This window comes from Arthrobacter ginkgonis (genome assembly GCF_039540195.1).
Lineage (GTDB): Bacteria > Actinomycetota > Actinomycetes > Actinomycetales > Micrococcaceae > Zafaria > Zafaria ginkgonis.
The window spans coordinates 82,074-96,398 of the sequence record NZ_BAABEO010000023.1 but is presented as its reverse complement, the minus strand read 5'-3'; the positions used below and the strand labels follow the sequence as shown (position 1 = coordinate 96,398).

At 71.9% G+C, this 14,325-nt stretch carries 12 protein-coding genes; 3 read left to right on the top strand and 9 right to left on the bottom strand.

What is annotated here, in order from left to right; all coding sequences use genetic code 11:
• From gatA to ABD912_RS16610, 8 genes are all read right to left on the bottom strand, one after another.
• Complete coding sequence (gatA, locus tag ABD912_RS16645; protein WP_345152531.1) at positions 1 to 1,548, bottom strand: Asp-tRNA(Asn)/Glu-tRNA(Gln) amidotransferase subunit GatA; 1,548 nt, start codon at positions 1,546 to 1,548, stop codon at positions 1 to 3.
• A 3-nt stretch (positions 1,549 to 1,551) separates the two neighbouring features.
• Entirely contained in the window at positions 1,552 to 1,848 is a 297-nt protein-coding gene (gene gatC / locus ABD912_RS16640) for an Asp-tRNA(Asn)/Glu-tRNA(Gln) amidotransferase subunit GatC (protein ID WP_345152530.1), read from the bottom strand.
• Between the two features lie 83 nt (positions 1,849 to 1,931).
• On the bottom strand, positions 1,932 to 2,462 hold the full coding sequence (locus ABD912_RS16635; protein ID WP_345152529.1) for a GNAT family N-acetyltransferase: 531 nt from the start codon (positions 2,460 to 2,462) through the stop codon (positions 1,932 to 1,934).
• A 27-nt stretch (positions 2,463 to 2,489) separates the two neighbouring features.
• Positions 2,490 to 3,404: an inositol monophosphatase family protein gene (locus tag ABD912_RS16630; RefSeq protein WP_345152527.1), complete on the bottom strand. Its 915-nt coding sequence runs from the start codon at positions 3,402 to 3,404 to the stop codon at positions 2,490 to 2,492.
• On the bottom strand, positions 3,401 to 5,761 hold the full coding sequence (ligA, locus tag ABD912_RS16625; protein WP_425548090.1) for an NAD-dependent DNA ligase LigA: 2,361 nt from the start codon (positions 5,759 to 5,761) through the stop codon (positions 3,401 to 3,403). The genes ABD912_RS16630 and ligA overlap by 4 nt, the downstream gene beginning before the upstream one ends.
• Before the next feature lie 189 nt (positions 5,762 to 5,950).
• Entirely contained in the window at positions 5,951 to 7,108 is a 1,158-nt protein-coding gene (locus ABD912_RS16620) for an adenylate/guanylate cyclase domain-containing protein (protein WP_345152524.1), read from the bottom strand.
• Positions 7,101 to 7,661 (bottom strand): PH domain-containing protein, encoded by a 561-nt coding sequence (locus ABD912_RS16615; RefSeq protein WP_345152523.1) that lies wholly within the window; start codon positions 7,659 to 7,661, stop codon positions 7,101 to 7,103. The genes ABD912_RS16620 and ABD912_RS16615 overlap by 8 nt, the downstream gene beginning before the upstream one ends.
• Before the next feature lie 81 nt (positions 7,662 to 7,742).
• Positions 7,743 to 8,744: a biotin--[acetyl-CoA-carboxylase] ligase gene (locus tag ABD912_RS16610; protein WP_345152522.1), complete on the bottom strand. Its 1,002-nt coding sequence runs from the start codon at positions 8,742 to 8,744 to the stop codon at positions 7,743 to 7,745.
• Positions 8,745 to 8,943: 199 nt separating this feature from the next.
• Between ABD912_RS16610 and ABD912_RS16605 the strand changes: the two genes are divergently transcribed.
• Positions 8,944 to 10,557 carry an acyl-CoA carboxylase subunit beta gene (locus ABD912_RS16605; RefSeq protein WP_345152520.1) on the top strand — a complete coding sequence of 538 codons (1,614 nt, stop codon included), beginning with the start codon at positions 8,944 to 8,946 and terminating at the stop codon, positions 10,555 to 10,557.
• A gap of 10 nt (positions 10,558 to 10,567) precedes the next feature.
• Positions 10,568 to 10,789 (top strand): acyl-CoA carboxylase subunit epsilon, encoded by a 222-nt coding sequence (locus tag ABD912_RS16600; RefSeq protein ID WP_345152517.1) that lies wholly within the window; start codon positions 10,568 to 10,570, stop codon positions 10,787 to 10,789.
• A gap of 166 nt (positions 10,790 to 10,955) precedes the next feature.
• On the opposite strand, the gene ABD912_RS16595 is transcribed toward ABD912_RS16600, so the two are convergent.
• Positions 10,956 to 12,272, bottom strand: coding sequence for a serpin family protein (locus tag ABD912_RS16595; protein WP_345152515.1), 1,317 nt, complete (start codon positions 12,270 to 12,272; stop codon positions 10,956 to 10,958).
• 140 nt (positions 12,273 to 12,412) lie between these two features.
• Here ABD912_RS16595 and ABD912_RS16590 point away from each other — a divergent pair, with 140 nt between their 5' ends.
• Positions 12,413 to 14,107 (top strand): DUF885 domain-containing protein, encoded by a 1,695-nt coding sequence (locus ABD912_RS16590; protein ID WP_345152513.1) that lies wholly within the window; start codon positions 12,413 to 12,415, stop codon positions 14,105 to 14,107.
• The last annotated feature ends 218 nt before the right edge of the window (positions 14,108 to 14,325 follow it).

The following is a 14,325-nucleotide window of genomic DNA, read 5'->3' as shown; positions in this document are numbered from 1 at the left end:
TTAGGCGACACCTTCCTTCTCGGCGGAAGCCAGGTCCGGGGCCTGGGAGATCAGCGGTCCGCCCCAGCCCTTCTCCAGCAGGGACTCCAGCGCGGCGCCGACCCGGTACAGGCGGGCGTCCTCGTGGGCGGGGGCCAGGAACTGGATGCCCACGGGCAGGCCCTCGGAGAGGCCGCCCGGGACGGAGATGCCCGGCACGCCGGCCAGGTTGGCCGGGATCGTGGCGACGTCGTTGAGGTACATCGCCAGCGGGTCGTCGGTCTTGGAGCCCAGCCCGAACGCCACGGTCGGGGCGGTCGGGGAGATCAGCACGTCGGCCTTCTCGAACGCGGCGTCGAAGTCGCGCTGGACCAGGGTGCGCACCTTCTGGGCCGAGCCGTAGTAGGCGTCGTAGTAGCCGGCGGACAGGGCGTAGGTGCCCAGGATGATGCGGCGCTTGACCTCGTCGCCGAAGCCGGCGGCGCGGGTCGCGCCCATCACGCGCTCGATGGTGAGCGGGCCGTCGGTGGGGATGACGCGATTGCCGTAGCGGACGCCGTCGAACTTGGCCAGGTTGGAGGAGACCTCCGAGGGCATGATCAGGTAGTACGCGCCCAGCGCGTACTTGAAGTTGGGGCAGTGGACCTCGACGATCTCCGCCCCGGCGGCGCGCAGCACCTCCAGCGACTCGTCGAAGCGGGCCTGGACCCCGGCCTCGTAGCCCTCGCCCTGCAGCTCGGCGATGACGCCCACGCGCACGCCGGTCAGGTCGCCGGTCAGGCCCTGCTGCGCGGCCTCGACCAGGGCCGGGACCGGCTCGTTGAGCGAGGTGGAGTCGCGGGGGTCGTGCCCGCCGATCAGCTCGTGCAGGTAGGCGGAGTCGAGCACGGTCCGGGAGACCGGGCCGATCTGGTCCAGCGAGGACGCCATGGCGATGGCGCCGTAGCGGGACACGCCGCCGTAGGTCGGCTTCACGCCGACGGTTCCGGTGACGGCACCGGGCTGGCGGATGGAGCCGCCGGTGTCGGTGCCCAGCGCCAGCGGGGCCTCGAACGCCGCCACGGCCGCGGCGGACCCGCCGCCGGAGCCGCCGGGGATGCGGTCCAGGTCCCACGGGTTGCGGGTGGGGCCGTAGGCGGAGTGCTCGGTGGAGGAGCCCATGGCGAACTCGTCCAGGTTCGTCTTGCCCAGCATCGGCAGCCTGGCCGCACGGATCTTGGAGATGACCGTGGCGTCGTAGGGGCTCATCCAGCCCTCGAGCATCTTGGAGCCGGCCGTGGTGGGCTGGCCCACCGTAACGATCAGGTCCTTGATGGCGATCGGAACGCCGGCCAGCGGGTGCAGGGCCTCGGCCTCGGCGCCGCCGGCGGCGCGGATGGCGTCCACCTCAGCGGCCACGGCCAAAGCCTCCTCGGCGTTCAGGTGCAGGAACGCGTTCACTCCGCGCTCCCCGCCGTCGACGGCGGCGATGCGGTCCAGGTGGGCCTGCACGGCCTCCACGGAGGTGACTTCGCCGGCGCGCAGCTTCTGGGCCAGCTCGGTGGCGGACAGCTTGATGATCTCGGTCATGTTCTACTCCTCGTCCAGGATCGCCGGGACCTTGAAGCGGGAGTCCTCGGAGTCGGGGGCGTTCTGCAGCGCCTGCTCCACCGTGAGGGTCTCGCCGACCACGTCCTCGCGGAACACGTTGGCCAGCGGGATGGGGTGGCTGGTGGCGGGCACGTCGGCGCCGGCGGCCTCGCTCACGCTTGCGATGGCATCGACGATGACGCCGAGTTCGCCGGTCATCTTGTCCAGCTCGGCATCGCTCATCTCGATGTGGGCAAGCCGGGCAAGGTGCACGACGTCCTCACGGCTGATGGCAGACATGTATCTCCCCGTGAAAGTGGGTGGGCGGTTATCCCCACCATTCTATGCGCGCACGGTCCGCCCAACAGACGGGGGCCGCCGGCTCAGAGACCCAGGACGTAGACGTGCAGCAGGATGTCGGTGCCGGGGACCAGCCAGTCGCGTTCGGGAGCGCGGCGGAACCCCGCCGAGCGGTAGAGCGCGTGGGCGGCGTGCCAGTCGGTGCCGGTGGTCAGGCTGACCGCGGTGATCCCCGGCGTGGCGCGGGCGCGCTCGACGACGGCGTCCACCAGGGCCCGTCCGGCGCCGGAGCGCTGGATGGCCGGGTCCACCACCAGCATCCGGACCTCGAGTTCGTTGGCGCGGGCGACGTCCGCGTACTCGTTGCCGTGCCGGGCCAGGGTGAGCGAGCCGACGATCCTGCCCTCCCGCTCGGCCACCCACACGTCCGTCCGGGCGTGCCGTTCGGCCACCTTCCGCATGTGCCGCACGTAGGGCGCGTCGGCGTCGTCGAAGTGCCCGGCCTCCAGGTAGGCCTCCACCGTGATCCGGGCGATCTCCCCGTAGTCCGCGGGCACCGCGTCCCGCACGACGACGGCGGGACCGGAGGGTCCGTGGGCGCCGTCACCGGCCACGGCCTGCCCCTTCACGGTTGGACCCACTCACAAGTGGTCGGTCCAGCGCTGGAGGGTGTCGAAGTCGACGTCCCCCACGGCGGACCAGCCCGGCTCGACGCGGGGGCGCAGCACGGGGCAGCCGGCTTCCTCGGCCACCAGGGCGCCGGCGGCCCAGTCGTACTCCTGGGTGCCGTACTCGGCGTAGGCGTCCAGCGTCCCGTCGGCCACGAAGCACAGGTCCAGCGCGGCGGAGCCGAGCCGGCGGATGTTCGCGAAGCCGGGCAGCAGCAGGTTCAGGGCGCCGACCTGCATCTGGCGGCGGTCGGCGTCGTAGCCGAACCCGGTGGCGATCAGGCGCCCGTCGGTGTCCGGGTCCGGGCCCATCAGGCGGCGGATGCCCACCGGAACCGGGCCGCCGTCGTCGTGCATCTGCCCGTCCGGGAGGTCCCCCACGAACTGTTCGTCCAGCAGCCAGGCCCCGGCCCCGCGCGAGGCCCAGTAGGTGCGCCCGAGCGCGGGGGCCTGCACGACGCCGGCGAGCCAGACCACCTCCGACGGCGCGTCGGGAGCGGGTCCGGCAACCGCGACGGAGGTCGCGTAGTAGGCGATGCCGCGCACGAAGTTCACGGTGCCGTCGAGCGGGTCGATGGACCAGCGGTAGGGGGTGGGGTTGCTGGGCAGGCTGGTGCCGTATTCCTCGCCGGAAATCTCGTCGTCGGGGCGTGCGGCGCGGATGACGTCGCGCACCGCGTCCTCGGCGCGGTGGTCGAACTCGGTGACCCAGTCCCCGGCGGCGGACTTGGTGGCGGCGTTCACGTGCAGGCCGCGGCGCTCGGCCAGCACGGCGGCCCCGGCCGCCGCCGCTGCGCGGGCGATGGCGAGCAGTTCGGCCACCGGGGGGACGTCGGGGCCCGTTCCGGGGGTGCCGTCGGCGGCGTGTTCGGGGGTGGTGCCGCTCATGCGCGGGTCTCCGTTTCTTCTGCGTGGGCTTCCACGTCTTCTGCGTGGGTTTTCCCGTCATCGTTTGCGGCGTCCGCAAAGGCGTCCGGCCCCTGGTCCAGGAGCAGGCGGAAGCCGTCCTCGTCCAGGACCGGAATCCCCAGCGAAACCGCCTTGTCCAGCTTGGATCCGGCGGCGTCGCCGGAGACCAGGAAAGCGGTGTTCTTCGAGACCGAGCCGGAGGCCTTGCCGCCGCGCACGATGATGGCCTCCTTGGCCTCGTCGCGGCTGAAGTTCGGCAGCGTGCCGGTGACCACGATGCTCAGGCCCTCCAGGTGGCGCGGGGCGTCCGCGTGGGCCTCGTCGGCCATCAGCACCCCGGCGTCCTTCCACGCGTCCACGATGTCCCGATGCCAGTCGACGGCAAACCACTCGATGAGCGCGTCGGCGATGGTGGGGCCGACGCCGTCGACGTGGGCCAGGTCCTCGCGGGCGGTCTCCTGCGCGACGGCGGCGCGGATCGCGTCCATGCTGCCGTAGCGGGTGGCCAGGGCGCGGGAGGCGGTGGGCCCGACGTGGCGGATGGACAGCGCGACGAGCACCCTCCACAGCGGCTGCGCCTTGGCCTTCTCCAGTTCGCGGAAGAGCTTCTCCGTGTTGGCGGCCGGCTTCGAAGGGGTCTTCGCGGTGGCCTTGGTCCAGAAGTACGGGACCAGCTCGAAGACGCCGGTGCCCTCCCCCTTGGAGCGCTTCTCCCGCCAGACCACCACGTCGGCCAGGCGCTCGCGCAGGGCGGAGTCGGGGTTGCCGGCGGCGAGGTCGAACACCTGCGCCTCGCTTGTGATCACCCCGGGGCCGGAGGGCTGGACCACTCCCCCGAGTTCGGCCGGGTCCGGGCCCGGGCCGGAGGTCAGCGCCATCGCCGCCTCGTAGCCGAGGGCCTCGATGTCGAACGCCCCGCGCCCGGCCAGGTGGGCCACGCGCTCGGTGAGCTGGACGGGGCAGGATCGGGCGTTGGGGCAGCGGATGTCCACGTCCCCCTCCTTGGCCGGGGCCAGCGGCGTGCCGCAGGAGGGGCAGTGGGTGGGCATCACGAACTCGCGCAGCTCGTCCTCATGGCCCTCGCGCAGCGCCAGCACCGGCCCGACGATTTCCGGGATGACGTCGCCGGCCTTGCGCAGGATGACGGTGTCGCCGATGAGCACGCCCTTGGCCTTGACCACGTCCTGGTTATGCAGGGTGGCGCGTTCGACCGTGGAGCCGGCGACCTTGACCGGCTCCATGATGCCGAAGGGGGTGACGCGGCCGGTGCGGCCCACCTGCACCCGGATGTCCAGCAGCCGGGTGTGGACCTCCTCCGGAGGGTACTTGTAGGCGGCGGCCCAGCGCGGCACGCGCGAGGTGTAGCCCAGGGCCCGCTGGATGGCGAAGGAGTCGGCCTTGATGACGATCCCGTCGATCTCGTGGATGAGTTCGTGGCGCTTCTCGCCGTACTCGCGGATGTACTCCAGGACCTCGGCCAGGGAATCCAGCACCCGGGAGTACGGGGAGACGGGCAGGCCCCAGCCGCGCAGCAGCTCGTAGGTTTCCGACTGGGAGGCGGCGGCGAGGCCCTCCCGGGCCCCGATGCCGTGGACGTACATGTTCAGCGGCCGCTTGGCGGTCTCGGCAGGGTCCTTCTGCCGCAGCGAGCCGGCGGCGGCGTTGCGGGGGTTCGCCAGCTGCGCCTTGCCGGCCTCCTCCAGCACGCGGTTGAACTCGCGGAACGCCTCGGAGGGGATGAACACCTCGCCGCGGATCTCCACCTCGGAGGGCCAGCCGGCGCCGGCCAGGCGCTGCGGGATGTCCTTGATGGTGAGCACGTTGTGGGTGACGTCCTCGCCGGTGGTGCCGTCGCCGCGGGTCGCGGCGCGGACCAGCTGGCCGTCGCGGTAGAGCAGGTTCACCGCCAGGCCGTCGATCTTGACCTCCGAGAGCCAGCGCAGCTTCTGGTCCGGGGCCTGCACCGCGGCGTTGGCGGACGCCTTCTCCACCCAGGCCTCGAGCTCCTCCAGGGAGAACACGTCCTCCAGCGAGTACATGCGGCTCAGGTGGATCACGGGGGCGAACGCCGCGGACACCTCGCCGCCGACCTCCTGGGTCGGGGAATCGTTGGCGACGATCTCCGGGTGCAGCTGCTCGAGCTCCTCCAGGCGCCGGTAGAGCAGGTCGAACTCGGCGTCGGAAACCAGCGGGGAGTCCTCGTTGTAGTACGCGAACCGGTACCGGCGCACCTCATCCACCAGCCGGTCGTACTCGGCGCGGACGTCGCCGGCCGGGATGACTTGCTCGGACTCGTTCAGGACTGACTCGTTCAGCGGGGTCTCACTCACAGGCACTATCTTGCCGCATGAGCCCCCGAACGGCCCCGCACAGGGGCCCGGCCGGGCGGGGCCCCGGCAAGCGCGGGGCAGCCGGGTCCCTACGTGGCGACGAAGTCGACACGAAAGGGCCGTCCCCCGCAGAGCGCGGGGCAGCCGGGTCCCTACGTGGCGACGAAGTCGACACGAGAGGGCCTGCCCCGCGCGCTAGTCGACCACCAGGCCGCGGCCCTCGCCGGGCGCGAGGACCACCGGGTTGATGTCGCCGAAGCCGCGCACCGACGTCGTTTCCTGCGGGATGAGGACGAACCGGGCGTCGTCGGCCAGCGCCGCGGCGGTCAGCGAGTCGGTCAGCACGGTGCCCGGGTCCGCGAGGGCGGTCAGGCGGGCGGCAAGGTTCACGGTGGGGCCGTAGATGTCGCCCAGGCGGGAGAGCACCCGGCCCCAGACCATGGCCACGCGTGCGTTGGGGAGGAACTCATCCTCCTGGAACTCCTTGGCCAGGGCCAGGGAGATCTGCGCTCCGGCCTCGGGGGTGTCGGCCACGTACAGCACCTCGTCCCCGACGGTCTTGACGAGGCGGCCGCCGCCGACGGAAATGATCTCCGCGCACTTGTTCTCGAAGCGCTGCACCAGCTGCGCCAGCGTGCGCTCGTTCATCCGCCGGGACAGCGAGGTGTAGGAGACCAGGTCGGCGAAGCCCACGGCGCGGGCCAGCGGCAGCGGGGCGTCGTCCTCGAACCCCTCGTGGCCGGCGGGGCCCGCGGGGCCGGTGACCGGGCGGACCACCATACGCTGCACCGCCGAGTTGAGCTGGCGGCGCCACGAGTAGATCAAGACCTTCTCCATCGCATCGATCAGGTTCGGGAGCCGCTCCAGCAGGGCGCGCCGGGCCTCGCGGTCCCCGAGGCCCTCGTTCTGGATCATGTCCTCGACCATGGCCTCGAGCTGCCACACGACCATCCGGTCCGTCATCTGGCCGATCGAGCGGGTGATGGAGATCGCGGCCTCCTCCGAGAGGGAGCCGTCGCGGACCTTTTCGACGATCATCAGCAGGGCGTCGAGGTCGACGGTGGTGAAGGCCACCTCCTCGTCGCCGAGGTTCGGGAAGCCCATGGCCCGCCACAGCTTGCGGGCGCTGAGCAGGGAGATTCCGGCGGCGGCAGCGACCTCGCGCCGGCGCATGGTGCGCTCGGCGCCCAGCAGCCGGCGCTCGAGTGCGCGCGCGTCGTTGCGGGTGGCTTCGCGGGCCAGCGCCTGCGCCAGCGGCAGCGCGCGCGTCTCCGGGCCAGCGGACTGGCTGAGCACCGGCAACGGCGCGGTACGGGGAGGGCGCGCGCCATCCGCCTCCGTGCCATCAACCATTGCCCATCCAATCCGTGTTCGGGTTCCCATCAATTTCTACACCATGTAGCGGGGCTGGCCAGCGGGGGCCCGCGATTGCGTCGGTCACGAGTTCGGCGAAGCGGTGCACGGCGGGCATGTTCACCAGCACGCTGGGCCGGCCGCCGGTGTGCAGGACCAGGCTGCCCGCACCGGAGCCGCGCTGGGCCATGGACTGTTTGACGTCGATGCCCCGCACCAGGACCAGCGGCAGCTCCCACTGCTGTTGGCCGGCCATTCCCCGGCGCACCACCAGCCGCCGGTTGGTCAGGTAGGTCCAGGTCGTGGACCAGCGGACCAGCGGAATGACGCACCAGGCCAGCACCAGCACCAGGGCCGTGATGGGTACCACCACGTTCAGGAAGGGCAGGGCCGTCTCCAGCGGGGCGGGCAGGTCGCTGCGGCCCAGCAGGCCGGTGACGTAGCCGGTCACCGCCGAGACCAGCAGCAGCGCGATGGCCGGACGCAGCAGCACCCGGCGGTGGGTGCGGGTCTTGACGATCACGCGTTCGCCGTCGGCGAGCCGGAGCCGCATGCCGCACCTCCTTCGGGTCGGTTGGGGAATTTCATGGACAATCTTAGGTTTCGCGGGCCTGCGGACGTGCTGGCGGACGGCCTAGGCGTACCGCCCGTCGGCCCGCCGGAGGTGGACGACGTCCCCGGCCAGGATCCGGTGCAGCCCGCCGGCGGCGTCCCGCACCACCAGCGCCCCGTCCGAGGCCAGTTCGGCCGCGGTCCCGTCCAGGAATTCGCCGCCGGGCAGCTCCGCCCGGACCCGGGCACCGAGCGTGGCCATGCGCTCGGCCACCAGGGCGCGCAGGCCGGGCTGGGATGTTCCGGCCTGCGAGACTCCCACCAGGGGCGCCTCCGGATCGCCCCCGGCCGCCACGAAGGCCCCGTAGTAGCGGCCGATGCGGCGCAGGAATCCGGCCAGCACCTCGGTGGTGCCGAGCCGGGAGCCCTCCAGCAGCAGGCTGGTGGCCGTCGGCGCGGGCAGCTCCTCCGCGGTGAGGCTGATGTTCACGCCGATGCCCACCACGACGCCGGGCACCGGGGCCAGCGGCACCAGCCGCGCCAGGATTCCGGAAATCTTTTTGCCGCCGGCCAGGACGTCGTTGGGCCACTTGACCGCCGAGTCCACCCCGGCGTCCTCGCGCAGCGTGTCGGCGAGCGCCACGGCGCACAGCAGCGAGAGCCAGGCGTAGGCGGTGTGCGGCAGGGCGGGGCCGCCGGACGCCCCGGGCCGGAACAGCACGCTGACGGCCAGCGAAGAGTACGGCGGCGCCTGCCACACGCGGTCCAGCCGGCCGCGGCCCGCCGACTGGAAGTCGGTGGCGAGCACCGACAGGTCCGGCCAGGCGTCAGGGTCGGCCGTTGCGGCCCGGGCCAGGTCCTCGTTGGTGGATCCGGTGGCCTCCACCGCCTCGATCCGTGCGTACGGACCCGCGGGCGCCAGCAGCCCCGCGCGCAGCGCGGCCCGATCCAACGGATCACGACCCAGCGGCGCACGGGACTGGGCAGCGGTCTCGGAGGCAGCGGTCTCCGGCGAAATGGTCTCCAACGAAGGGTGGGCCGGCGGAACGGAAGGCGGGCCCGCGTCCGGGCCGAGGTCGGTCATGCATCCAGCCTACGGCGGGCGGCCGACAGTTTGCTGCGAGCCGTTCTCCCCCAACGGTCAGCGGCGGCGCGGCCGAGCCGCAGGGGGCGTTTTTGTAGGATTCCTACACCTAGGGGCCCGAACCACCTCACTAGACTGGCTGAGTTGGCATGCTCGTTGTGCCATTCCCACTAAACCCACCCAGACGGGAGTCCACGGCATGGCAGAGAGCCGCACCGACCAGACCGGCGAGGCGATCGACGTGTCCACCACGGCGGGCAAGATCGCGGAGTTCCGGCGCCGGCAGGCCCTGTCGCTGCTCCCCTCCGGCCAGGAGGCCGTGGACCGCCAGCACGCCCGCGGCAAGAACACGGCCCGCGAGCGCATCGACCTGCTCCTGGACGAAGGCTCCTTCGTGGAGTTCGACGCCCTGGCGGTGCACCGGACCACCGCCTTCGGCATGGCCAAGAAGCGCCCGCTGGGCGACGGCGTCGTGTCCGGCTACGGCACGGTGGACGGGCGCCTGGTCGCCGTGTACTCCCAGGACTTCGCCGTCTACGGCGGCTCCCTGAGCCAGGTCAACGGCGAGAAGATCGTCAAGGTCCAGGAGTTCGCGCTGCGCAACGGCTGCCCCGTGGTGGGCATCAACGACGGCGGCGGCGCGCGCATCCAGGAGGGCGTCGCCTCGCTGGCGATGTTCGCCGACATCTTCCGCAACAACGTGCACTCCTCCGGCGTGGTTCCGCAGATCTCCCTGATCATGGGCCCGTGCGCCGGCGGCGCGGCCTACTCCCCCGCCCTGACCGACTACGTGGTCATGGTGGACAAGACCAGCCACATGTTCATCACCGGCCCCGACGTCATCAAGACGGTCACCGGCGAAGAGGTGGACATGGAGACCTTGGGCGGGGCCCGCCAGCACAACACCACCACCGGCACCGCCACCTACCTCGCCAGCGACGAATCGGACGCGATCGAGTTCGTCAAGGAGCTGTTGGACTTCCTTCCGGCCAACAACATGGCGGACGCCCCGGTCTTGGGCTTCGAGGAGGAGCTGCACCTCACGGCCGCGGACCTGGAACTGGACGCACTGATCCCGGACTCGGCCAACCAGCCGTACGACATGCGCACCGTGATCGGGCACATCGTCGACGACGGCCACTTCCTGGAGATGCAGTCCCTCTACGCCCCGAACGTGATGATCGGCTACGCCCGCGTCGAGGGCCGCACCGTGGGCATCGTGGCCAACCAGCCGATGCAGTTCGCCGGCACCCTGGACATCGCCGCCTCGGAGAAGGCCGCCCGCTTCGTGCGCCACTGCGACGCCTTCAACATCCCGATCCTGACCCTGGTCGACGTGCCCGGTTTCCTGCCCGGCAAGGACCAGGAATTCCAGGGCATCATCCGCCGCGGCGCCAAGCTGCTGTTCGCCTACGCCGAGGCCACCGTGCCGAAGCTGACCGTGATCACCCGCAAGGCCTACGGCGGCGCCTACATCGTGATGGGTTCCAAGAAGCTCGGCGCCGACCTGAACCTGGCCTGGCCCACCGCCCAGATCGGCGTCATGGGCGCCCAGGGCGCGGTCAACATCCTCTACCGCCGCGACCTGGCCGAGGTGGAGGCGGCCGGCGGCGACGTCGAGGCCCGCCGCACCGAGATCATCGAGGGCTACGAGGCGGAGCTGCTCAACCCCTACCAGGCGGCCGAGCTCGGCTACATCGACGCGGTAATCGCCCCGGCGGAGACCCGCCTGCAGATCGTGCGCGGGCTGCGCGCGCTGCGGGACAAGCACGCCTCGCTCCCGGCCAAGAAGCACGGCAACATCCCCCTCTAAGGAGAACGCAGTGACCATCACGGACACGCAGGACCAACCGCTCTTCCGGGTCGAGCGCGGCAACCCGACGCCGGAGGAAATCGCGGCGCTCGCCGCCGTCGTGCTCTGCCTGCGCAACGGCACCGAACCCGAGCCTCCCGCCCCGACCCGCGGCGAGCAGGTCCGCCGCGGGTTCCGCCGCGGCCGCCAGATGGCCACCATGCCCGGCACCTGGCGCAGCGGAAGGGCCTAAGGCCCCGCCCTTGGCTCGGCCTTCCCTGCCCCGCCCCTGACCGGAGCATCCGGAATAGACCCACCCGCACACGGGCGGGTCTATTCCGGAAGGCCGGGTCCGCTCGCCGGAAGCCCCGGTGCTTGCCGGATGCTCCGGCCGGTTGAAGGGACGGGATCGATCCGGCTCAGCGCGGATCGCCCACGGTGCCCAGGAACAGCGGCAGGCCCGTGCGCGTGTCCACGATCTGGTAGAGGAACGGGCGGTCCAGCAGCAGTTCCTCCACGGGCAGGGGCACGGAGGTCGCCTCGATGCCGATCTGGGTGACGGCGGCGGCGACCGTGCCCTTCTCCGCCACCACGATGTCCCCGCTCTGCGCGATCCCGGTCACGACGGCGCCCGGCTGGATCGCGTCCAGGTCCGGTTCGGACCCCAGGGTCCGCTCTAACCCCAGCGCCTTCAGCGCCGGGACCAGCTGGAGGGTCCCGTTGAAGTCGAACTTCGGCAGGCCCACCCTCAGCTCCCCGGAGGGCGCCGCCTCCGCGGCGGCCTCCAGGGCGGCCAGCGTGTCCGCGCCGGCGGCCGGCGCGACGCCCTCGGGCGGCAGGGCCAGGCGCATGAGGAATCCCTCGTTGTAGGGCAGTTCCACGATCCGCCAGCCGTCCGCCTCGGCGTGGCGGAGCTCGCCCGTCCGGTACATCGTGGGCACCCTGACCACCTCGCCGGAGGCCGTGGTGAAGTCGGCGTCCAGGGTGTCCGCGGGGAACGGGGTTTCCCAGGCGGCGGCGAAGAAGACAGCGTTGAGCAGGCTCAGCGTGGTGTCCGGATCCCAGTCCAGCGGGGCCTTCTCGATCCTCCCGCCGGTATTCTCCGACACCCAGGCGTCGATCGCCTGTCCCGTGGCGGGGTCGGCGTAGTCCACCGGGTACACCCCTGCGCCGAAGTTCCGGCCCAGCCCCTCCAGAAACGGCTCGCCCGTGGGGGTGGCCTTGTCCACGAAGACCCCGTTGGCCAGGTGCAGCAGGGGCCGGGCCGGGGGTTCGTCGTCCTTGACGGAGGCGGGGTCGCCGTCGAACTCCTCCCAGGCGGCCAGCACGGCATTGGCCGCGTCCGCCGAACCGTCACCCCAGCCGAGCACGCTGTCCATTTCCTCGGCGGTCCGTCCCTCGGCCCCGACGCGCAGCATAGCCAATGCCAGCAGCAGGCTGGCCGGGCTGGTGACGGCGTTGGCCTGTCCGTCCTCCGCGGCGGCCGCCAGCAGCGTGGCGCCGAGCGTGCGGGCGGTGCCGCGCAGCTGCTCCACTCCCTCACCGGTGGACTCGACGGCGAGGGTGGCGCGTTCGACGTCGGCGCGCACCTGCTCCGGGGCCGGAGGCCCGGGCGTCGTCGGGCCGGCGCATCCGCCCAATGCCAACGCCGAGGCGGCGAGGATCGCCAGCCCGGCCCGCCGCGGGCCGCGCCCGCTCCGCTGTCCGCCCATGGTGCTCCACGCCTCCCCGGCCACGTTCCTTCCCTCACACTAGGCAGTGCGGGCCGGTGCGGCCAGCACGGAGGCATAACCCTTCGCGACCGGACCTCCGCACGGGCGGAAGTTTGTGCACAAAATTACTCAACAACAGTTTCACGTCGGGGTAGGCTCGGACCATGACGAATGCCACAGCCGGCACGACGCGTGTGCCCACCGCCATCGACGCAGTCGCGAACAAACACTTCGCCCGCATCCTGGAGCTCTCCCCGGAGTTCGCCACGAGCCTGGGCCTGCCCGGCCACGAGACCGAATACGGGGATTACTCCCCCGCCGGCACCGCCGCCCGGGCGGAGGCCGCCCGCGAGGCGTTGGCCGAACTGGAGGGCCTGGAACCGGTGGACGGCATCGACGCCACCACCCTGGACGCGATGCGCGAACGGCTGGGCCTGGAGCTGGAGATCATCGGCACCGGCATCACCGAGCTGAACAACATCGCCTGCGCCGCCCAGGAGATCCGCGCGATCTTCGACCTGATGCCGCAGGACACCGTGGAGCAGTGGGGCCACATTGCCGGCCGGCTGCGCAACGTGCCGGCCGCCCTGGCCGGATACACCGAGTCGCTGCGGCATTCCCTCGCGCTGGGCAAGGTCGCCGCCCGGCGCCAGGTGGACATCGTCGCCGAGCAGGCCAACGACTACGCCAAGGCGGACGGCTTCTTCCGCACCCTCGCCGCCGGCGCCGCACTGGCCGACGGCGGCGAACTGCCGGCCGCGCTGTCCGCCGACCTGGCCGAGGGTGCCGACCTGGCCACCGGGGCCTACCGCTCCTTCGCCGGCTTCCTTGGCACCGAGCTGCGCCCGGCGGCCCCGGAGAAGGACGCCGTGGGCCGCGAGTACTACGCCCTGATGTCCCGGCTCTTCCTGGGCGCGGCGGTGGACCTGGAGGAGACCTACCGCTGGGGTGTCGAGGAGCTGGACCGGCTGATCGCCGAGCAGGAGAAGGTCGCCGCGCAGGTCAGGCCGGGTGCCGCCATCGAGGAGGCCAAGGCCATCCTCAACGCCGATCCGGCCCGCCAGCTCAAGGGCACCGAGGCGCTGCGGCAGTGGATGCAGGAGAAGTCGGACGCCGCCGTCGCCGCGCTGCGGGACGTGCACTTCGACATCCCGGCCCCGATGGACCGCCTCGAATGCCTGATCGCCCCCACCCAGGAGGGCGGCATCTACTACACCGGGCCTTCCGACGACTTTTCGCGGCCGGGCCGCATGTGGTGGTCCGTGCCCGCGGGCGAGGACGACTTCACCACCTGGGCGGAGACCACCACCGTCTACCACGAGGGCGTCCCCGGCCACCACCTGCAGGTCGGCACCGCCACCTACCGCAAGGACACGCTCAACGACTGGCGCCGCCACGCCTGCTGGGTGTCCGGCCACGGCGAGGGCTGGGCGCTGTACGCGGAGCGGCTGATGCTGGACCTGGGGTTCCTTGCCGATCCGGGCGACCACATGGGCATGCTGGACATGCAGCGGATGCGCGCGGCGCGGGTGGTGTTCGACATCGGCGTCCACCTGGAGCTCGAGGTGCCCGCCCGCTGGGGCGAGGGCACCTGGACCGCGGAGAAGGGCCGTGACTTCCTGGCCCTGCACCTGGACATCTCCGAGGGGCAACTGAACTTCGAGTTCACCCGCTACCTCGGCTGGCCCGGGCAGGCCCCGTCCTACAAGGTCGGGCAGCGCCTGTGGGAGCAGATCCGCGACGCCCGCCTTGATGCCGAGGGCGAGGCCTTCGACATCAAGGCCTTCCACAGCGAGGCACTGAACCTGGGTTCGGTGGGCCTGGACACGCTGCGCCGGGCCCTGCTGCCGCAGGCCTAAAACAACACGGCTGCCGCAGGCCCAAGGCCACACGGTCGCCGCGGGCCCAAGGCAACACCGCTGCGGCCCGCCCGCTCCTCCGGCCCCGCCGCCCTGTCGGGCGGCGGGGCCGGAGAGTTTCGTCACAGGGGTCCGATGCGCGGGGGTGCCTGTGCCGCGGATCCGCGCCGATCGGGCAGTGCGAGGCGGGCACCGCCAAGTCCGAGGCCCGTAACATT

Excerpts from the sequence above, each read along its gene's own strand:
- gatA (WP_345152531.1), bottom strand. The coding sequence starts at position 1,548 with ATGACCGAGATCATCAAGCTGTCCGCCACCGAGCTGGCCCAGAAGCTG.
- gatC (WP_345152530.1), bottom strand. The coding sequence starts at position 1,848 with ATGTCTGCCATCAGCCGTGAGGACGTCGTGCACCTTGCCCGGCTTGCC.
- ABD912_RS16630 (WP_345152527.1), bottom strand. The coding sequence starts at position 3,404 with ATGAGCGGCACCACCCCCGAACACGCCGCCGACGGCACCCCCGGAACG.
- ABD912_RS16620 (WP_345152524.1), bottom strand. The coding sequence starts at position 7,108 with ATGGTTGATGGCACGGAGGCGGATGGCGCGCGCCCTCCCCGTACCGCG.
- ABD912_RS16615 (WP_345152523.1), bottom strand. The coding sequence starts at position 7,661 with ATGCGGCTCCGGCTCGCCGACGGCGAACGCGTGATCGTCAAGACCCGC.
- ABD912_RS16610 (WP_345152522.1), bottom strand. The coding sequence starts at position 8,744 with ATGACCGACCTCGGCCCGGACGCGGGCCCGCCTTCCGTTCCGCCGGCC.
- ABD912_RS16605 (WP_345152520.1), top strand. The coding sequence starts at position 8,944 with ATGGCAGAGAGCCGCACCGACCAGACCGGCGAGGCGATCGACGTGTCC.
- ABD912_RS16590 (WP_345152513.1), top strand. The coding sequence starts at position 12,413 with ATGACGAATGCCACAGCCGGCACGACGCGTGTGCCCACCGCCATCGAC.